This is a genomic window from Amycolatopsis sp. lyj-23, from assembly GCF_046549135.1.
Taxonomy (GTDB): Bacteria; Actinomycetota; Actinomycetes; order Mycobacteriales; family Pseudonocardiaceae; genus Amycolatopsis.
In genome coordinates this window covers 130,881-149,823 of record NZ_JAJPWN010000019.1, presented here as the reverse complement: position 1 = coordinate 149,823, position 18,943 = coordinate 130,881, and the positions used below count along the sequence as shown (strand labels likewise).

16 protein-coding genes and 1 pseudogene are annotated in these 18,943 nt (G+C 71.9%); 6 read left to right on the top strand and 11 right to left on the bottom strand.

Translation table 11 applies throughout. The features are described from left to right. Positions 1-43 precede the first annotated feature (43 nt). Positions 44-1,411: an NDP-hexose 2,3-dehydratase family protein gene (locus ACLJPY_RS38880; RefSeq protein ID WP_410595985.1), complete on the bottom strand. Its 1,368-nt coding sequence runs from the start codon at positions 1,409-1,411 to the stop codon at positions 44-46. A 265-nt stretch (positions 1,412-1,676) separates the two neighbouring features. On the opposite strand from ACLJPY_RS38880, the gene ACLJPY_RS38875 reads away from it, so the two are divergent. From ACLJPY_RS38875 to ACLJPY_RS38865, 3 genes and pseudogenes are all read left to right on the top strand, one after another. Further along, positions 1,677-2,678, top strand: coding sequence for a Gfo/Idh/MocA family protein (locus ACLJPY_RS38875; protein WP_410595984.1), 1,002 nt, complete (start codon positions 1,677-1,679; stop codon positions 2,676-2,678). A gap of 2 nt (positions 2,679-2,680) precedes the next feature. Continuing rightward, a complete protein-coding gene (locus ACLJPY_RS38870) occupies positions 2,681-3,976 on the top strand; it encodes an aspartate aminotransferase family protein (RefSeq protein ID WP_410596065.1) in 1,296 nt (431 codons plus the stop codon). Between the two features lie 80 nt (positions 3,977-4,056). Continuing rightward, positions 4,057-4,160: pseudogene (locus ACLJPY_RS38865) on the top strand (IS5/IS1182 family transposase); the annotation flags it as partial. Between the two features lie 171 nt (positions 4,161-4,331). Here the strand turns inward: ACLJPY_RS38865 and ACLJPY_RS38860 are convergent. Then, a complete protein-coding gene (locus tag ACLJPY_RS38860) occupies positions 4,332-4,955 on the bottom strand; it encodes a dTDP-4-dehydrorhamnose 3,5-epimerase family protein (RefSeq protein WP_410596064.1) in 624 nt (207 codons plus the stop codon). Positions 4,956-4,985: 30 nt separating this feature from the next. Beyond that, positions 4,986-6,131, bottom strand: a complete 1,146-nt coding sequence (locus tag ACLJPY_RS38855) for a glycosyltransferase (protein WP_410595983.1) — start codon at positions 6,129-6,131, stop codon at positions 4,986-4,988. Positions 6,132-6,329: 198 nt separating this feature from the next. On the opposite strand from ACLJPY_RS38855, the gene rfbH reads away from it, so the two are divergent. The 3 genes from rfbH to ACLJPY_RS38840 are packed head-to-tail and all read left to right on the top strand — an operon-like array spanning position 6,330 to position 10,204. After that, entirely contained in the window at positions 6,330-7,637 is a 1,308-nt protein-coding gene (rfbH, locus tag ACLJPY_RS38850) for a lipopolysaccharide biosynthesis protein RfbH (protein ID WP_410595982.1), read from the top strand. Between the two features lie 59 nt (positions 7,638-7,696). After that, on the top strand, positions 7,697-8,962 hold the full coding sequence (locus ACLJPY_RS38845) for a cytochrome P450 family protein (RefSeq protein WP_410595981.1): 1,266 nt from the start codon (positions 7,697-7,699) through the stop codon (positions 8,960-8,962). A 30-nt stretch (positions 8,963-8,992) separates the two neighbouring features. Further along, positions 8,993-10,204: a cytochrome P450 gene (locus tag ACLJPY_RS38840; protein WP_410595980.1), complete on the top strand. Its 1,212-nt coding sequence runs from the start codon at positions 8,993-8,995 to the stop codon at positions 10,202-10,204. A gap of 57 nt (positions 10,205-10,261) precedes the next feature. Here ACLJPY_RS38840 and ACLJPY_RS38835 read toward each other — a convergent pair whose 3' ends face one another. From ACLJPY_RS38835 to rifK, 8 genes are all read right to left on the bottom strand, one after another. Next, a complete protein-coding gene (locus ACLJPY_RS38835) occupies positions 10,262-10,990 on the bottom strand; it encodes a TetR/AcrR family transcriptional regulator (RefSeq protein WP_410595979.1) in 729 nt (242 codons plus the stop codon). Between the two features lie 73 nt (positions 10,991-11,063). Next, positions 11,064-12,569 (bottom strand): MFS transporter, encoded by a 1,506-nt coding sequence (locus ACLJPY_RS38830; RefSeq protein WP_410596063.1) that lies wholly within the window; start codon positions 12,567-12,569, stop codon positions 11,064-11,066. A 101-nt stretch (positions 12,570-12,670) separates the two neighbouring features. Beyond that, the gene (locus ACLJPY_RS38825; protein WP_410595978.1) at positions 12,671-13,603 is read right to left on the bottom strand and encodes an alpha/beta hydrolase; all 933 of its coding nucleotides are present in this window, start codon (positions 13,601-13,603) and stop codon (positions 12,671-12,673) included. A gap of 88 nt (positions 13,604-13,691) precedes the next feature. Then, the gene (locus ACLJPY_RS38820) at positions 13,692-14,456 is read right to left on the bottom strand and encodes a PIG-L deacetylase family protein (protein WP_410595977.1); all 765 of its coding nucleotides are present in this window, start codon (positions 14,454-14,456) and stop codon (positions 13,692-13,694) included. Positions 14,457-15,082: 626 nt separating this feature from the next. Then, complete coding sequence (gene rifN / locus ACLJPY_RS38815; protein WP_410595976.1) at positions 15,083-15,982, bottom strand: kanosamine kinase; 900 nt, start codon at positions 15,980-15,982, stop codon at positions 15,083-15,085. Positions 15,983-15,986: 4 nt separating this feature from the next. Beyond that, a complete protein-coding gene (locus ACLJPY_RS38810; RefSeq protein WP_410595975.1) occupies positions 15,987-16,685 on the bottom strand; it encodes an HAD-IA family hydrolase in 699 nt (232 codons plus the stop codon). A 12-nt stretch (positions 16,686-16,697) separates the two neighbouring features. Further along, positions 16,698-17,768 (bottom strand): Gfo/Idh/MocA family protein, encoded by a 1,071-nt coding sequence (locus ACLJPY_RS38805; RefSeq protein WP_410595974.1) that lies wholly within the window; start codon positions 17,766-17,768, stop codon positions 16,698-16,700. Then, positions 17,765-18,931 (bottom strand): 3-amino-5-hydroxybenzoate synthase, encoded by a 1,167-nt coding sequence (gene rifK, locus ACLJPY_RS38800; protein ID WP_410595973.1) that lies wholly within the window; start codon positions 18,929-18,931, stop codon positions 17,765-17,767. The genes ACLJPY_RS38805 and rifK overlap by 4 nt, the downstream gene beginning before the upstream one ends. Between the last annotated feature and the right edge of the window lie 12 nt (positions 18,932-18,943).

Below are 18,943 nucleotides of genomic sequence, written 5' to 3'. Positions count from 1 at the left end.
GGAAAGGGCCGGTCCCCGCGGGGACCGGCCCTTTACCGTTGCGTCAGAAGCTGCGCATGCCCGCCATCAGGCTGCGCAGCTCGACCGTCAGGTAGTTGCTGTGCGACAGCAGGGACATCAGCTGGCTCAGCGTCGTCCAGAGGTAGCGGTCGTCGGGCTCGGCGGCGAAGTCGTCCTCGACCTCGATCACCAGGTAGCGGTTCTGCGCGTGGTAGAACCGGCCGCCTTCCTCGGAATGCACGACGTCCAGCCGGACCCGGCCGGTGGGCGCGGCCAGCGCGTAGTCGAGGTAGGGCGGACGGTGCTCCGCGGGCGCGTCGGCGTAGTTGCCGGGCTGGCAGTGCACGGTGGCGGTCAGCTCGGCGATGTTGAGCGTGCCGGCGTCGCTGCGGGCCTGCACCAGCGCGTGCAGCGTGCCGCCGATCCGCTTGACCAGCAACGCCAGCAGGCCGGACTGCCGCGGCGCCACCAGCGGCTGGGTCCACGCGGTGACCTCGCGGTTGCTCGCTTCCACCGACACCGCGACGACGTCGAAGTACTTGCCGTCGCAGTGGTCGATGACGTCGTGGCCGAGGCGCCAGCCGTCCTCGGCGATCTCCTTCAGCGGCACCCGGCGCTGCACCAGCTCCTGGCGCGCCCGCACCTCGGTGAGCCAGCTGAGGACGTGGCCCGGCTCGTGCACGGCCCGGCCGCGGCCCGAGAGCGAGCGGTGGACCGCTTCGACGAACGAGCCGTCGCCCGCCGTCCGGCCGTCCGGCCGCGCCAGCGCGGGCGGGACGCACGCGAGGACTGTCCGCGAGTCCATGTTCACCATGTGGTCCAGCCGCAGCAGGCGCCGGATCTGGTCGAGGGTGAGCCAGCAGAAGTCTTCGTCCAGCGGCACGTCGTCGTCGGTCTCGACGACGATGTTGCGGTTGCGCTTGTGCAGGAACCACGAGCCCTGCTCCGACTGCAGCCCGTCGAACAGCACGCGGCCACGGGAGCCGGGCCGGAAGTACTCCATGTACTTCGTGGCCGCGCCGCCGTGGACCTTCATGTAGTTGCTGCGGGTCGCCTGCACGGTCGGTGAAATCTGCAGGCCGTTGATGTTGCCCGGCTCCATCTTCGCCTGCATCAGGCAGTGCGGGACCCCGCCGAACCGCTTGACGAGGATGCCGAGCACGCCGATTTCCGGCTGCACGATGATCGGCTGGGCCCATTCGCCCACCCAGGGCCGGTCGGTGCGCACGCGCAGGCCCTCGACCGAGAAGAACCGGCCGCTGGCGTGCACCAGGTTGCCGGTGTCCGGCTCGAAGTCCCAGCCGGACAGGTCCGCGAACGGGATCCGGTCCACCTGGAAGCTGTTGGCGCGCGCTCGCGCGTTGAACCAGGAGTGGAAGTCCGCCATGGACATCACGGCGTCGTCGGCCACGGCGTCGGAACGTCCGTCCCGTGCCGTGTCCTCGTGTATCGCGCTGTGGACCACGTCACTCCCTTCCTCGGCTGCGGCGAGCCTAAGCCGGGCACCGCGCGGCGGGCATCCCCCGACCTGATAGGACCGCCGCTCAGCGGCAGCGAAGTCGTCCGGCCGGTTTCCGGCGCGACCGCTATCAGGACGAGGGATGCCCGGCACTGCGCGCCCGTCCTAGCGTGAGGGCCGTTCAGTGCCGGAAACCGCCTGCGCCGAAGGAGATCCTGTGGCCCCACTGCGCATCGGGATCATGGGGTGCGCGAGCATCGCCCTCCGGAAGCTGCTCCCGGCGATGGCGGCCCTGCCCGGCACCGAAATCGCGGCGATCGCCAGCCGGAACGCCGGCAAGGCCGCGGACGCCGCCCGCACCTACGGCTGCCGGGCGGTCAAAGGCTATCCGGCGCTGCTCGACCTCGACGACGTCGAAGCCGTCTACCTCCCGCTGCCGAACACCGCGCACGCCGGGTGGATCGAGCGGGCGCTGGCCGCCGGCAAGCACGTGCTCGCCGAGAAGCCGTTGACCACCAGCGTGTCGCGGACCCGCGAGCTGATCGCCGCCGCGCGGTCGGCCGGGCTCGTGCTGATGGAGAACGTCATGTTCCTCCACCACAGCCAGCACGTGGCGGTCCGGAAGCTGCTGGCCGACGGCGCCATCGGGGACCTGCGCGCGTTCCACGCCGCGTTCGCCGTGCCGGCCCGGCCGCCCGGCGACATCCGCCACCGCGCCGACCTCGGCGGCGGTGCCCTGCTGGACACCGGCGTCTACCCGGTGCGCGCCGCGATGTCCTTCCTGGGCAGCGAAATCGACGTCGTCGCGGCGGTGCTCACCCGGCGCCACGGCCACCCCGTCGAGTCCGCCGGGCAGGCGCTGCTGTGCACCGCCGACGGCGTGGGCGCGTCCGCGACCTTCGGGATCGACCACGCCTACCGGTCCGGCTACGAACTCTGGGGCAGCGAAGGCCGGCTCGTCCTCGACCACGCCTTCACCCCGCCCGCCGGCCACGTTCCGGTGCTGCGCCTGGAACGGCGTTCGGGCGTCGAGGAAATCCCGCTGCCGCCCGACGACCAGGTGGCCAACACCCTGGACGCGTTCGCGGCCGCCGTCCGTTCGGGACGGCTCCCCGGCAACGACGACGTGCTGCGGCAGGCCGTGCTCGTCGACGACATCCGCACCAAGGCGAGGGTCCACGCCGATCACGCCACCGAGCCAGGAGGAATTCGACCGTGACGATGACCGTGCAGAAAGCGCCGTCCCAGCTGCTGGCGGCCCGGCTGCAGATCCCCCCGATCCCCTACAGCCACGCCGCCGGGTCCTGGGTGTACGCCTCGGACGGCACGCGGTACCTCGACGGCGCCAGCGGGATCGTCAACGTGAACATCGGCCACGCCCACCCCACGGTGGTCGAGGCGCTGCGCGACCAGGTCGGGATCTGCACCTACGCCAGCCCCGGCACGTTCGCGCCCGACCTCATGGAGCAGCTGGCCGCGGCCACCGCGCGGGCGGTGCACCGGCCGGACGACCGGGTGATGTTCACCCCCACCGGCACGCACGCGACGGAGTCCGCCATCGCGCTGGCCCGGCTGGTGCAGCGGGCCCGCGGCGAAGAGGGACGGCACAAGATCCTGACCTCGACGCTGGGCTACCACGGCAACAGCGCGTTCGTGCTCGCGTTGTCGGGCCACCGCTCGCGGCGGCCGCACGAGGACGACAGCTTCGGCCTCGCCCCCGCGTTCAACCCGCCCTACCCCGGCCAGCACCTCGGCTGCCCGTTCCCCGCCTGCCGCGTCGAGTGCGTGCGGGCGGTGCGCGACGCGATCGTCGCGGCCGGGCCGGAGACGGTCGCCGCGGTGCTGATGGAACCGGTCAACGGCACCACCGGCGGCGGGTACGTGCCGCCGGCCGGGTACCTCAAGGCGCTGCGCGAGGTCTGCGACGAGTTCGGCGTCCTGGTGATCCACGACGAGGTCCTCACCGGACTGGGCCGCACCGGGCTGCCGCTGGCCTCCCACCACACGCCGGGCTCGGCGGCGGACATCGTCACGCTGTCGAAGGGCCTCGGCGCGGGGTACGTGCCGCTGGCCGCCACAATGATCTCGCCGGACCTGGCCGAGGACATCATGACCAGCGGCAAGTGGCTGCCGCTGATGGGCACCATGTCGGCGACGCCGCTGCAGGGCCGGGCCGGGCTGGCGGTGCTGTCGGTGCTGGACGACCTGGGCGCGCTCGACCGCGACGAAGTCCGCGGTGCGGCACTGGGCCGCTTGGTGGCCGACGCGGTCCGGGGCCGGTCCGCGGTGACGGACGTGCACGGGCTGGGCTACTTCCACGGCATCGAGCTGGCCCCGGGCACCCTCGGCGACGTCATGCGGATCACCCGGAGCAAGGGGCTCCTGCTGTACCCGTACGTCGGCTTCCGGCCCGACCGCACGGGCGAAGGCCTGCTGGTGGCTCCGCCGCTGAACGCCACGGACGCCGACCTGGACTTCCTCGGCGAGACGCTGAGCTCGGCACTGGACCAGCTCTAGGGTTGTGGGAGCGGCTCGAGCCGCTGCTTCCGGCGCACCCGCGGCGGTTCCGCTACCCGGGCCGGCAAGCGTGCCGATGACCGCGCCGCACCGCCATCCCGCCGATCCGCGGCACGGTCGGCAGCCTCGACGCCGAGCACGTCGGCTCTACGCCGATCGCGGCTACGACCACGACAAGTACCGCCGCCTGGTCGCTTGCGCATCCGCACCGAACGACGCTCCGACGTCCATCAAACCGTCATCAGCCTGGCCTGCTCTGTGGTCTGCCTCCGCAAAGTCATTCTGAATTGACCCCTTTAGACCGAACAGGGGAAAGGCCCGGGACCGCGGTCCCGGGCCTTTCCCCTGTGCCGGTTCAAGAAGCGGTGGCCACCTCGGTCAGCCGCACCCGGGCGGCCCGCAAGGCCAGGCACTCCTCGTACCGCGGCAGCAGCCCGCGCTCGCCGGCCTCGGCCAGCGTCGGGGCCGCCGCGTCGCGCTCGGACAGGATCGGCTCGCCCGGCAGGTGCAGCGGAAGGCCGATTTCCGGGTCCAGCGGGTGCACGGTGAGGACCTCCGCCGGCCGGTAGAGGTCGGACAGCAGGTACTGGACGCACGTGTCGTCCTCCATGGCCACGAACGCGTGGCCGAGGCCCTCCTCCACGTACACCGCCGTGCCGCCGCGGGAGTTGAGCACGATCATGTCCCACTGCCCGTACGTCGGCGAGCCGGTCCGCACGTCGACGACGAAGTCGAGCAGCGAACCCCGCAGGCACGTCACGAACTTGGCCAGGCCGGGCGGGGTGGTCGCCCCGTGCACGCCGCGCACGACGTTGCGGCAGGACGTCGAGACGTTCGTCTGCAGGAGCCGCGGCCGGTAGCCGAGCGCCTCGGTGAGCACGTCCTCGCGGTAGACCTCGAAGAAGTCGCCGCGTTCGTCGCCGAAGGGCGTGGACGTGACCAGGTGGGCGCCGTCGATGGCCAGCGGGCGCACGGACATGCTGCGGGTGCTGATGCCACCCATGTCCTTTTAGGACGCTTCCCGGACGAGCCGCTCGACGAGCGACGCCACTTCGTTCGGCGACGGCAGGGCGGCGATCTCCCGGGCGAGCCCGTCCGCGGCCGCCTTGAAGGCCGGGTCGGCGACCAGCTCGCCGCACGTCTTCGCGATGACCTCGCTGGTGGCTTCCTCCGGCGAGAGCACGACCGCGGCGCCGGTCTCGGCGAGGCGCCGGGCCATCTCGTTCGCGCGGTAGAGGTTGGGGTCGGGGAGCAGCACCTGGGGCACGCCGAAGCTCAGCCCCGTCATCATGGTGCTGCCGCCGGTCTGGTGCACCAGGACGTCGCAGGTGGGCGCGACGACGTCCAGCGGGATCCAGCCCGCCCGCACGTTCTCCAGCCGCTCGCGCAGCTCCGGCGCGGCGTCCTCGGTGACGGCGACGACGACTTCGGCGTCCAGCGTGGCGACCTGCTCGACGACGGCCTGCAGGAAGTCGTACTGGTTGTAGTTCGCGACACCGGTGCCGATGGTGACGCCGATCCGGGTACCCGCGCCCTTCGCGTACATCCACGGTTCCAGCACGGCCTGCGAGTTGCCCGGGATCCACCGCATCGGCTGCCCGCCCGCGAGGTCTTCCGGCAGCAGGCTCGGCGGCGCGATTTCGATGGTCATCGCGGGCTCGGGCAGGCCGTCGAGGCCGAGTTCCTTCAGCTGGTCGCGCAGCTGGTCTTCGGCGCCCTGGTCCATCAGCCTCGGGCTGTGGATGTCCCAGGCGTGGCGCACGTACGGCACGCCGAGGTGGGCGGCGAGCAGCGGGCCGGAGTAGGAGGTGACGCCGCTGATGATGACGTCCGGGCGCCAGTCCTTGCTGAACGCCAGCAGGGCGTCCAGTGTCACGTACTCCATGTGCGCGTACCAGCGGCCCGCCATGATTTCGCGTTCGCGGGGGTCCTCGGGCACGTGCGTCAGGCCGCTGTCGGCGATGACCTGCCGCGGGGAGACGCCCGGGGCCGTGGTCCGCACCGCGGACAGCCCGACGCCGGCGACGGTGTCGACCATCTCGTCGACCGACGCCGTGGTCATCACCTGGTGCCCGGCGTTGCGCAGGGCGTTCGCGAGCGGGACGTGGCTGAACACCGTCGACGGGGCGACCCCGGCGAGATTAAGAACCTTCACAAGATCGTCCTCCCAGGGGTGGCTCGTGGTCGGCTCCAGCTTGCCCACGACACCGGCGCAGGCCATCACCAACGCGGGTAGTCTCGGCCGGTTGCCCGCCGCGGCCTACCACGTTGAGGGATGTCCCCTCCTTTCCGCGCTTCTAGCGTGATTTCAAAGCGTTGGGTCCGCAATCGACGAGCAGGGGATCGATACGACATGGTCGACTCAGCCCGATCGGACCTGCTGGCGCAGGTCCGCGACTACCACGACGCCCAGTCCCCCGGGACGGCGCCGTTCATCCCGGGGCAGACACCGATCCTGTCGTCCGGGGCGGTGCTGGACGCCGCCGACCGCGAGGCCCTGGTGGCCGCCGCGCTCGACCTGCGCATCGCCTCCGGCACGACCGCGACGAAGTTCGAGTCCGCCTTCGCCCGGAAGCTCAAGCGGCGCAAGGCGGTCCTGACGAACTCCGGTTCGTCGGCGAACCTGCTGGCGCTGAGCACGCTGACGTCACCGACGCTCGGCGACGAACAGCTCAAGCCGGGCGACGAGGTCGTCACGGTCGCCGCCGGCTTCCCGACCACGGTGAACCCGATCCTGCAGAACGGCATGATCCCGGTGTTCGTCGACATCGAGCTCCGCACGTACAACACGACGGCCGAGCGGGTCGAAGCGGCGATCTCGCCGCGCACGCGCGCCATCATGATCGCGCACACGCTGGGAAACCCGTTCCCCGTCGCGGAAGTCGCCGAAATCGCCGAGCGCCACGGCCTGCACCTCATCGAGGACAACTGCGACGCCGTCGGCTCGACGTACAACGGGCAGCTGACCGGCACCTTCGGCCGGTTCTCGACGGTGTCCTTCTACCCCGCCCACCACCTGACCATGGGCGAGGGCGGCATGCTGCTGTCCTCGGACATCAAGCTGGCCAAGCTGGCGAAGTCGTTCCGCGACTGGGGCCGCGACTGCTGGTGCGAGCCGGGCGAGGACGACCGCTGCCTCAAGCGGTTCGACCTGCACCTGGGCACGCTGCCGGAGGCCTACGACCACAAGTACGTCTTCTCCGAGGTCGGCTACAACCTCAAGAGCACCGACATCCACGCCGCGCTCGGGCTGAGCCAGCTGGCGAAGCTGCCGGACTTCATCGAGGCCCGCAAGCGCAACTGGCGCCAGCTGCGCGAAGGCCTCGACGGCCTGCCCGGGCTGATCCTGCCGGAGCCGACGCCGGGCAGCGACCCGAGCTGGTTCGGGTTCATCATCACGGTGGAGCCGGACGCGGGCTTCGACGTCCCGGAGGTCGTCGACTTCCTCGAGGCGCGCAACATCCGCACCCGGCGGCTGTTCGCGGGCAACCTGACCCGCCACCCCGCCTACATCGGCAAGCCGCAGCGCGTCGCCGGCCCGCTGACCAACAGCGACACCGTCACCGAGCGGACGTTCTGGATCGGCGTCTACCCGGGGATCACCACGGAGATGATCGAGTACGTGATCGGCTCGCTCAAGGAGTTCGTCGCCACGCACTGACCGCGCAGGCGTCCATTGTGGACTGTGTGCGGCCGGATCCAACAGGAAAGGAAGAATCCATGACCACCACTGCCGAGACTTCGGCCGAACCGGTCGACCTGTTCTCCCCGGAAGTGGTCGCCGACCCGTGGGGAGCGCACGCGGCGGTGCGCGAGGCGCCGACGCTGCAGATCGGCGGGTTCATGGGCGGGCCGCCGATGTACCTGGCCGCCCGCTACGAAGACGTGCGCCAGGTCCTGATGGACCAGCGGTTCCAGTGCAACCCGCTGGCCGACTCCCCCGCCGAGGACATCCGCAACGGCGTCTTCCGGCACCTGGACATGCCGGAGGAGCTGATCCCCTGGCTGAAGAACCTGATCAACGCCTCCGACGGCGAAGAGCACGCCCGGCTGCGCAAGCTGGTCTCCTACGCGCTCACCGCGCACCGGGTCGGCAAGTTCCGCCCCCGCGTCGAGGCACTGACCTCGGAGCTGCTCGACAAGCTCGAAGCCGAAGGCGGTGACGGCACGCCGATCGACCTCGTCGAGTCGTACTGCTACCCGCTGCCGGTCACGGTGATCTGCGAGCTGGTCGGCGTCGACGCCGAAGACCGCCCCCAGTGGCGCGCGTGGAGCGACGCGATGGCCACCCTGGACGGCAAGCGGCTGCCCGAGGAGGTCCGCAAGACCCTCATCGCCGCCCGCGGCATGATCGAGCGCCGGCGCGCCGAGCCCAAGGACGACATGGTCACCGCGCTCGTCGAGGCGCAGGCGAAGAACCCGGGCATCGCCACCGACGACGAGCTGGTCGGCATCCTGTTCAGCCTGGTCACCGCCGGGCACCAGACGACGACCTACCTGATCGGCAACTCGGTGCTGGCCCTGCACGAGCACCCGGACCAGCTCGCCCGGCTGAAGGCGGACCCGACGCTGTGGCCGCAGGCCGTGCGCGAACTGCAGCGCCTGGGCCCGATCCAGTTCGGGCAGCCGCGGTTCGCCACCGAGGACATCGAGGTGGGCGGCACGGTGATCCCGCGCGGGATGCCGATCGTGCCGCTGATCATGGCGGCCAACAGCGACCCGCGGAAGTTCCCGGAGCCGGAGAAGCTGAAGATCGACCGGCTCGCCGTCGGCAGCGAGAGCCACCTCGGCTTCGGCAAGGGCATCCACCGCTGCCTCGGCCAGCACGTCGCCTACCTGGAGGCGGAAGTGGCGCTGCGCGGGCTGTACACGCGGTTCCCGGACATGACGCTCGCGGTGCCGCGCGACCAGATCCCGTGGATCCTGCGGCCCGGCTTCACCCGGACCAAGGACCTGCCGGTGCGCCTGGCCGCCCCGGCGTCCTGAGGCCACCTGTACGTCCGAGGAGGTTTTCCCTTGACCGAGACCGTCGCCTTCCCGCAAGACCGCACCTGCCCGTACCAGCCGGCGCCGGGCTACGAGCCGCTGGCCGACCGGCGCCCGATCGCCGAGGTCACCCTCTACGACGGCCGCAAGGCCTGGGCGGTCACCGGGCACGAACTGGCCCGCAAGCTCCTGCTCGACCCGCGCATCTCCAGTGACCGGACCAACCCCGCGTGGCCGATGGTCAGCGCGGCCGCGGCCGTCGAGTTCACCGACGTCCAGCAGAAGGTCATCAAGCTGCTCACCGCGCTGGTGGGCGTCGACGGCCCGGCCCACCGGGCGCGGCGCAAGCTGGTGCAGGCCGGGTTCACGGTCAAGCGGATCGACTCACTGCGGCCGCGGATCCAGGAGATCGTCGACCGGCAGATCGACGAGATGATCGCCGAAGGCGCGCCCGCGGACCTGCTCAAGAAGTTCGCTTCGCCGGTGCCGCTGATGGCGTTGTGCGATCTGCTCGGCATCCCGCACGAGGACCAGGACTACTTCGAGAAGAAGGCGCACCAGATCCTGTTCGGGCCGGACGCCGGCGGGGCCTACGACGAGCTGATGGCGTACCTGACCAAGCTCATCGACAAGGCCCAGCAGAACCCCGGCGAAGAGGGCTTCCTGCAGGACCTGCTCGCCGAGCGCGACCCGGCGAGCGACATCGACCACGAGGAAATCCTGCAGATGTTCCTCATCGTGCTGGTCACCGGGCACGACACGACGTCGAGCTCGATCGGGCTGGGTGCCTTCACGCTGCTGCAGCACCCGGAGCGCCTGGCCGAGCTGCGGGCCGACCCGTCGCTGATGCCGGCGGCGGTGGACGAGCTGACCCGGTTCGTGGTCGTCCCCGACGGCCTGCAGCGGGTGGCGGCGGACGACATCGAGGTCGACGCGGACACCACCATCCGCAAGGGTGACGGCGTGTTCTTCCTGTTCTCGCTCATCAACCGGGACGAGGAAGCCTACGACGACGGCGACCGGCTGGACTGGCACCGCCCGGCGTTCCGCGACCACCTGACCTACGGGTTCGGGACGCACCAGTGCGCGGGCATGAACCACGCGCGCGCCATCATGGAAATCGCTTTCCGGCGGCTGATCGACCGGCTGCCGGACCTGCGCCTGGCTGTCCCGGCCGACGAAGTCCGGGTCAAGCCGGGAGACGCGTTCCAGGGACTGGCCGAACTGCCCGTCACCTGGTAGCGCGTTCCTCGCTTCGGCCGGCCGGGTTTCCCGGCCGGCCGAAGCTTTTTGCCCGGGTTACGCGCCGGAGATCATCCCGGTGAACAGCCAGTCCAACCCGCGGTCGAAGTCCCGGTCCCGCGCTTCCTCCACCGACTCCCCGCCATCGCGCTCCAACAGACCACCCCGCTCCAGGGCCGACGACATCGCCGCCATGCTGCCCCTCACCTCGGCGGCGAACTCCTCGGCCGTCCGGCCCGTCTCGGCGAGGTGCTCCAGCCAGCGGCTTTCCGTCGCCGTGAAGCCGTAGACGTACTGGAAGACCACGTTCAGCGCGGCCGAGCGGTCCTTCAGCGGCAGCGGCGAACGGGCCATCACCGCCTGGGCGCACTCGGTGAACCGCAGGCTGCTCGGGCCGATGTTCAGGTACTCGCCGTAGCAGCGGATCGCCCACGGGTGGGCCACCATCGTGCGGCGCCACGCGCGGGCCATGGCACGCAGGTCCTCGCGCCAGTCGTTGCCCTCGTCGATCGACGGGAGCTCGATCTCGCCCGCCACCGCGTCGAGGGCCAGTTCGAGCAGGTCGTCCTTGTTCGCGACGTACCAGTACACCGACATCGGCGTGACGTGGAGTTCCTCGGCCAGCAGCCGCATCGAGAACTTGGCGTCGCCCTCGGCGTCGAGCACGCGGACCGCGGTGGCGACGATCTTCTCGCGGTCGAGCTCGGATTCGCCGGCCCGGTGCTTGCGGGCCGGCCGCGGGGAAAGCCACACGCTTTCGCGTGGTTGCGAGGCCCGTTTGGCCATCGTCGCCCTCCCTTCCCGCCGGAGGTCCCACGGTAAGGGGGGCAGGGTGCGTGGCGCCACGCACCCTGCCCGATCAGGGGGACGCCGTCGCCGACCGGGCGGCCCGGCGCAGCAGCAGACCGGCGACCAGGCCGCCGAGGACGACGGCCAGCGCCCCGATCAGCTCGCTCGCGCGCAGGCCGTCGGCGAAGGCCGCGTGCACCTGCGTCCGCAGCTCGGGCGTCGGAGCGGCGAGCAGCGCCTGGTGCAGCGAACCCGCCGCACCGGCGCCGAGGCCGGCGGGCAGCAGCGCGGCGAACCGGGAGTTGAGCACGGCGCCGAGGATGGCGACGCCGAGCCCGCTGCCGAATTCGTTCACCGTGCCCTGCACACCCGCTCCCGACCCCGCCTTCGCCGGCGGGATCGAGCTCATGATGGCGTTGGCCATGGCCGGCATGGCCAACGCGATGCCGGCGCCCATGAGCAGCAGGCCGGCCAGCATCCACTCGTACCCGCGCACGGGCGTGCCCAGCAGCGCGACGGCGGCGAGCCCGCCCGCGTTGAGCGTCATCCCGATGGTGATCGTGCGCGCGGTGCCCAGTTTTTCGAGGATCTTCGCGCCGATGCCGGCCACGTTCAGCGCGACGACCACGAGCGCCAGTGGCGCCGTCCGCAACCCCGCGTCCAGCGGGCCGTAGCCCAGGACGAGCTGGAGCTGCTGCGTGAGCAGGAAGACCGAGCCACCCATCCCGAAGGCGACCAGCAGGCCGCCGGAGATCGCGCCGACGAACCGGCGGTTGCGGAAGAACCCCATGTCCAGCATGGGGTTCGGCACGTGCAGCTCCCACCGCACGAAGGCGGCCAGCCCGGCCACGCCCACCCCGGCGGCGAGCAGCACGCCGGTGGACGTCCAGCCGTGCTCGGGACCGGAGATGATCGCGTAGACGACGCCGGCCATGCCGATCGTCGAGAGGACCGCGCCGAGGAGGTCGGGGCGTTCGCCCTCCGGGTTCTTCGACTCCGGCACGAGCTTCGCCACGGCGAGGCAGCCGAGCAGCGCCACCGGGATGTTGATGAGGAAGATCGAACCCCACCAGAAGTGGGCGAGCAGCACCCCGCCGATCAGCGGGCCGCTGGCGTAGCCGAACGAACTGACCGCGCTCCACAGCCCGATCGCCTTCGGCAGTTCCCCGCCGTCGAAGACCTGCATGACGACGGCCAGCGTGGTCGTCAGCAGCAGCGCGCCCCCGATCCCCATGCCGGCCCGGGCGGCGATCAGCTGACCGGACGACTGGCTGAACGCCGCGGCCAGCGAGCCGAACCCGAACAACAGCAGACCGATCACCAGCGCGCGTTTCCGGCCGTACCGGTCGCTGAGGCTGCCCGCGGTGAGCAGCAGCCCGGACTGCACCAGCGCGTAGGCGTTGATCATCCACTGGATGTCGACGGTGGTCGCGCCGAGTTCCTCGGTGAGCTTGGGGATCGCCAGGTTCAGGATCGTGTTGTCCAGCAGGACGACCAGCTGGGCCATGCAGATGACGGCCAGGATCACCCACCGCCGTGGATTCCGGGTTTCGGTCTCCGTCACCGTGGCGTGCATTTCGCGCAAGAGGGCTCCCCCGGTAGCGAATTGCGTCCGACAAGTTCTTATACACCATATAAGGACTTTTCCGTGGCGCGCAAGGGCCGCTTTTCCCAGGATCAGCGGGTGGTCACGTGCCGCAGGACGGCGAGCTGTTCCGCTTGCTCACGCCGGCTGATCGCCGCGTCCGTGCACCGGGCCGAGCCGTGGAAGGTGCCCGGGAACAGGTGCAGCTCCACGTTGACGCCGGCCGCCTGCATCGCCACCGCGTAGGCGATCCCCTCGTCGCGCAGGGGGTCGAACTGCTTCACCGCGACATACGCCGGCGGCAGCCCGCTCAGGTCGGTCGCGCGGGCGGGGGCCGCGTACGGCGGGACCGCCTCCGTGGCGCGGACGCCCGGGCCGAGGTAGGCGTCCCAGCTGAGCTCGGCCTGGGGCCGGTTCCACAACGGCGTGTCGACGAAGGCGCGCATGCTCGGCGTCTCGAGCCGGTCGTCCAGGACCGGCGCGTCGAGGAACTGGTAGGCGATCGGCGGGCCGCCGCGGTCGCGGGCCAGCAGCGCCAGTCCGCCGCTCAGGCACCCGCCCGAGCTGATGCCGTACGTGGTGATCCGGGCCGGGTCCACGCCCAGCTCGGCCGCGTGGGCGGCGAGCCAGCACAAGCCGGTGTAGACGTCCTCGAGCGGGCCGGGGTAGGGCGTCTCCGGGGCCAGGCGGTACTCCACCGACACGACCACGATCCCCAGCGCCTGGGCCAGCTCGACGCACGGCACCTGGGCGACGTCGAGGTCGCCCACCACGAACCCGCCGCCGTGGACGAAGTAGAGCGCGGCCGGGGTCACCGGCCGGACCGGGCGGTAGACGCGCAACGCCACCTCGTGCCCGTCACCGGGCACCCGGACGTCGTCGATCCGCAGGCCCGCGGTGTCCGGCACGGGCAGCCGGTCTTTGAGCTCGGTGACCGCCGCCCGTGCCGTGGCGAGGTCGCCGAGGTCGGTGATCGGCAGCGCCGGGACGGCGGTGGCGAGCTCGGGGTCGAACGCATAAACCACAGGGCCTCCAGTGAATTTCGACGACGCGGGCCGCACGGCGCGGGCGGGTGCCCGTGCGGTGCGGCCCGGAAGGTGGGAACGGCGGTGCCTACGCCATGAGGTCGGTTTCGGTGATCCCGGGGCCCTGGCCGGCGCGGATGAACCACTCGGTGCCGAACATGGTCCGGAACGTGTCTTCCGGCAGGTCCGTGAACAGCGTGGACTGCGGGGTGATCTGGCTGGCGTGGGCGAGCAGCGCCTTGCGCTTGTACTCGGTGTAGGCGGAGACGTCGACGCGGCAGGTGAGCTCGGCTTCGGGCGTGCCGAAGTCCGGCCCGGCGGGCAGTTCGACGCCGGCCTGCTCGGCGAGGGCGTGCTGGTTCGCCTTGATCTGCTCGCGGTTGATGGTGGACTGGAAGACCTTCGCCGTGCCGGCGAGTTCCGCCGCCCGCGTGCCGACGCGGTGGACCTGGATGTGGTCGGGGTCGCCGTAGGTGCCCTTCTCGTCGTAGACGGTCAGCACGTCGGCGTGCTCTTCGCGCAGGATCGCGGCGAGCTTCTGCGCGGCTTCCTCGACGTCGGCGGTCTGGAAGGTGCTGCCTTCGCCGGCGGCGACCATCCCGGAGTCGGTGTAGCCGAGGAACTCGAGCCGGTCCACGCCGAGCACGTCGGCGGCCGCCCGCGCTTCGACGGCCCGGCGGTCGCCCAGGGTCTCGCCCTCGGCGAGCAGGCCGTCCGGGTTGTACCCGAGTTCCCCGCGGGTGGCCAGCACGAGCACGACGCGGTGGCCGTCCTCGTGGGCCTTGCGCAGGACGCCGCCGCAGGTGGTGGTGTCGTCGTTGGGGTGTGCGTGGAAGGAAACCAGAGTGCCCATGGCGCCGAACCTACGCACGCGAGCGGCGCGCGGGATCCCGCAGGTGAGCAGTCACGGCAGCGCTTCGGCCGCGATCGAACCGGCGAGGGCCACAGCGCTGGGCAGTGCGACCCGGTCCAGCAGCGGGGCCAGAACCGGTAGTTCGACCCGGCCCCGCAGCGGGCCCGACCCGGCAGCGCAACCCGGCCCGGCAGCGCAACCCGATCCGGCAACGCGGCCCGACCCGACAGCAGGGCCACGACCAGGCGCGCCGAGCCGGCGAGCCGGCCACCGCAAGCCGCGAAGTGAGCGCTCAGGGCAGCTCCCCCGCCGCCAGCAAACCGGCGAGGGCCACGGTGCAGGGCATCGCGGCCCGCTCTGACCGGTCGCGACGCCTGGCCCCTGCGCGCCACGGGAGGCCCGTACCGCGCACCGCGACCTCCGGGAGGCTCGCAGCATCTCTACCCGCCCGGCCGAGCGCCGAGGGTGACCGCGTCAACCGACGCGGCCCGCTCCGGCAGCGCGGCTAGGCCCGGCCCAGCCCGGCAATGCGGCTCGGCCCGGCAGCGCGGCCCGCTCCGGCAGCGCGGCCCGATCCGGGCGCGCTGAGCCAGCGAGCCGACCACCGCAAGCCGCGAAGTCGACGCTCACGGCAGCTCCCCCGCCGCCACCAACCCGGCCAAGGCCACCGCTCCCCGCAGTGACGACAACCCGCCCAGCGCCGCCGGCTCCACCTGCAGCGGGGCCTGGCCTTGGCGCACCAGGTCCGCGAGGAACCCCGACACCGACGGCACGATCTCCGGGATCCCCGCCGCGAAGCCGCCGCCGATCAGGACGCGGTCCGGGTGGACCAGCTCCTGGACCCCCGTCACCGCCGCGGCCAACGCCCGGGTCGTCCCCTCGAGCGCGTCGGCCGCCCACGGCTCTCCGCTGCGCAACGCTCGCTGCAGCCCGTAATAACTGACGTCCGCTCCGCGCAACAACGACGCGCGGCGGAGGGTCGCCGGGCCGGAGGCCAGCGCCTGGAGGCAGCCGCGGCGGCCGCAGACGCACCGGACCCCGCCCATCTCGACGATCACGTGGCCGATCTCGAACGAACCGCGGCCGAGGCCCGGGCACGGCACGCCGCCCAGGACCAGGCCGCCGCCGATGCCCGTTCCCACCCCGATGTACAGGAGGTTCTCGCAGCCCGATGCCCTGGCCTCCGCCAGTGCGCCCAGGTCGCCGTCGTCCGCCCAGGCGACCGCCGCTTCGGGGAACAGTGAGCGCAACGTCGTCCCCAGGTCCACGCCGGTCCACTCTGGGCGGCTGGGCCAGGTCTTGACCCGGCCGTCCGAGCCGACCGTGCCGGGCATCGCGACGCCGACCGCCGCCGGCTCGCCGAGGCGTTCGCGCAGGCCGGCCACGTGGGCGGTCAGCTGGGCCAGGTCGTCCTCCGCGCTGCGCCGGGCGCCCCAGGAGAACGACGTCTCCTCGACGCACACGGAGTCCTTCTCGACGCGGAAGGCGACCTTCGTGCCGCCGACGTCGATACCGAGGTGGAACACTTCGTCAGCGGCCAGGCAGCGACGGGCAGAGCGCGAGCAGGTCGGCCGGCTGCCGCAGCACCACGTCGGGACCGGCGGCGAGCAGCTCGCCGATGTCGTCCGGCGGCGCCCACAACGCCGCCGCCGAGGCGACACCGGCGCCGCGCGCGCTCTGCAGGTCGGTCGGGGCGTCGCCGATCATCATGGCCTGCTCCGGCGGGACGTCCAGCAGGCTCAGCGCGTGCCGCACGATGTCGGGCGCCGGCTTCGGGCGGGCGACCTCGTCCGAGCCGATGACGTGCTCGAAGAACGGGAGCAGCCCCAGGTTCTGCAGCAGCGACCGGGCCCGCGGCCCGCTCTTGCCGGTGGCGATGGCCAGCCGCAGGCCACGGGCCCGCAGCGTCAGCAGCAGCTCGGTGACCCCGTCGAAGACCTGCACCTGGTCCGCGAGGCGGTAGCTCTCCCGGACGAAGGGTTCTTCCATTGCCGGCGGAAGGTCCATGATCCGCATGATATCGGGAAAATAACGGCCGAGGTGGCGCCGATACTCCGCGAAGGGCGCCGGCCCGTCCCCGACTACTTCGGCGTAGGCGATGGCGAAGGCCTCGCTCATCACCGCGAAGCTGTCGACGACGACGCCGTCGAGGTCGAAGATGACCGCGTGCCGGGCCGGTGCCGAGGGATCGGCCCCGGTGTCCGGCCGGTCGACGATCGGGAATGTCATGGAGCGCCCTCTCTACTGGTACGCCGGGACCGCGCCGCGCGCCGAGCCCGCGGAGGCGTAGAAGTTCTCGATCATCTGGACGATCGGCCGCGCTTCGGCGACGGCCCGCCCGCGGTTGCCGGGATCGGCCAGCATCGCGGCGAGGTCGCCCACCTGGCGCGTGTATTCGACGCCGATCCGCTCGGGCGGCACCGGCAGCCGGGTCGTGGTGCCCTCGCGGGTCACCGACAGCACGGGTTCCGGCTCGCGGTTGGGGCTGAAGCCGAAGGTGCACCGCAGGTCCGCGGTGCCGGCCGTGCCCTCGACGTGGATCACCGAGACGTCCCGCGCCTGGTGCGACGCCCAGCTCGCCCGCAGCGAGACCGAGACGCCGTCGTCGCGGACCAGGAAGCCCCGCGCGGTGTCCTCGACGTCGGCGGCGTCGGCGCCCAGCTGGTCCTGCCGCCACGCCGCGCGCCAGGCGCCGGCGTTGACGAAGTCGTCCGAGGTCACGCCGATGACCTGGGTGAACGCGGCCGGGCCGAGCAGGAAGGCGAGCGTGTCGAGCAGGTGCCAGCCGAGGTCGTACAGCGCGCCCCCGCCGGCCTTCTCGCGCTGGGTGAACCAGCCGCCGGCCCGCGGGACGCCCCTGGCCCGGATCCAGCCCATGGCGACGTGCCGGATCTCGCCCAGCTCGGGCAGGAGGTCGCGCAGCGCCCCGACGTCGCCGCGGTACCGCGCGGCGCTGCCGGCCAGCAGCATCCCGCCGCTGCGTTCGGCCGCCGCGAGGACGTCGATCTCGGCGGAGGTCAGGCACACCGGCTTCTCGAGGAAGACGGAGATCCCGGTGGCCAGCAGCGCGCCCGCCACCTCGGTGTGCAGGTAGTTCGGCACCGCGACGACGGCGAGGTCGACGTCGCGCGCGGTCAGCGCCGACACCGCGGCGTGCGTGGGGATGCCGGTGGCCTTGGTGAACGCCTGCCGCGACGCCGGGTCGGCGTCCACGGCGGCGACCACCTCGAAGTCCGCGTGCTCGCGCAGCAGGGGCAGCCACAGCTCGCGGCCGGCCCAGCCGAGCCCGACCACCGCGGCCCGGACGTTCATGCCCCGGCCACCGCGTCGGCGATGATTTCCGCGGTCGCGTGCAGCGCCGGCTCGCCGGCGAGCAGGACCCGGTGGTGCAGCCAGACGCAGTCCCGGCTGATCGCGTCGGTGTTGGGGCACCGCTGCGCGAGCGTCTCCACGCTCTCGCCGGGGGCGCCGAGCTCCCAGAAGGCGTCGGTGCGGTAGATCGCGCGGAACGCCGCGAAGGCGGGCAGCCCGGCTTCGACGAGCCGGTCGACCAGGGCGTTGCGCCGGTCCTCGGTGAGCCCCGGGACGCGGAACATGGCCATGTAGTGGGAGTTGCGGTCGGCGCGCACGTCGCCACCCTGCGGCACGACGCCGTCGATCTCGCCGAGCAGCCGGGCCAGCAGGGCCCAGCGCTCGTCGCGCACGGCGATCTGCTCGTCGAGGCGGGCCAGCTGGGCGCGCAGCACGGACGCGGAGAACTCGTTGAGCCGCATGTTGGAGCCGGCGATCTTGTGGAAGTAGCGGCGGTCGTCACGCGGACGGCCGCAGCTGTGCCGGAGGAACGCCGTCTCGTACTTCTCGGTCTCGCCCTCGGGGAAGACGACCGCGCCGCCCTCGCCCGCCGTCATCAGCTTGCCGTTCTGGAAGCTGAAGGTGGCGATGCTGTCCAGCTCGCCGACGCGCCTGCCCTGCCAGCGCGCGCCGTGCGCGTGCGCGGCGTCCTGCAGCAGCGGGACGCCGGTGTCGGCGGAGATCTTCGCCAGCGCGTCCATGTCGGCCATCAGCCCGGCCATGTGCACCGGCATGATCACCTTGGTGCGCGGGGTGACGGCGGCGACGACCGCTTCCGGGTCGATGTTGTAGGTGGCCGCGTCGACGTCGACCGGGACGGTGACCGCGCCGAGCCGCTGGGCCGCCTGCGACGAGGAGATGAAGGTGAAGGCGGGCACGATCACCTCGGTGCCCGGGCCGACGCCCATGACCTGCAGGGCCAGCTCCAGCGCGTGCGTGCCGTTCGTGACGGCCAGCGCGTGCGCGGCGCCGTGGTGCTCGGCGAACTCGCGCTCGAAGGAGTTCACCTCGTCCCCGCCCATGCGCCACCACTGACCCTGTTCGAGCGCGCGGACCAGTCCGTTCCGCTCGGCGTCGTCGTACTGCGGCCACGCGGGGAATTCCGGTGCCTTTCGCGCGTTCATGGTTCTCCGAAT

What these genes read in the sequence shown, in the direction of transcription:
- ACLJPY_RS38870 (WP_410596065.1), top strand. Translation starts at nt 2,681, where the DNA reads ATGACCGTGCAGAAAGCGCCGTCCCAGCTGCTGGCGGCCCGGCTGCAG.
- ACLJPY_RS38860 (WP_410596064.1), bottom strand. Translation starts at nt 4,955, where the DNA reads ATGTCCGTGCGCCCGCTGGCCATCGACGGCGCCCACCTGGTCACGTCC.
- rfbH (WP_410595982.1), top strand. Translation starts at nt 6,330, where the DNA reads ATGGTCGACTCAGCCCGATCGGACCTGCTGGCGCAGGTCCGCGACTAC.
- ACLJPY_RS38845 (WP_410595981.1), top strand. Translation starts at nt 7,697, where the DNA reads ATGACCACCACTGCCGAGACTTCGGCCGAACCGGTCGACCTGTTCTCC.
- ACLJPY_RS38835 (WP_410595979.1), bottom strand. Translation starts at nt 10,990, where the DNA reads ATGGCCAAACGGGCCTCGCAACCACGCGAAAGCGTGTGGCTTTCCCCG.
- ACLJPY_RS38830 (WP_410596063.1), bottom strand. Translation starts at nt 12,569, where the DNA reads ATGCACGCCACGGTGACGGAGACCGAAACCCGGAATCCACGGCGGTGG.
- ACLJPY_RS38820 (WP_410595977.1), bottom strand. Translation starts at nt 14,456, where the DNA reads ATGGGCACTCTGGTTTCCTTCCACGCACACCCCAACGACGACACCACC.
- ACLJPY_RS38810 (WP_410595975.1), bottom strand. Translation starts at nt 16,685, where the DNA reads ATGACATTCCCGATCGTCGACCGGCCGGACACCGGGGCCGATCCCTCG.
- ACLJPY_RS38805 (WP_410595974.1), bottom strand. Translation starts at nt 17,768, where the DNA reads ATGAACGTCCGGGCCGCGGTGGTCGGGCTCGGCTGGGCCGGCCGCGAG.
- rifK (WP_410595973.1), bottom strand. Translation starts at nt 18,931, where the DNA reads ATGAACGCGCGAAAGGCACCGGAATTCCCCGCGTGGCCGCAGTACGAC.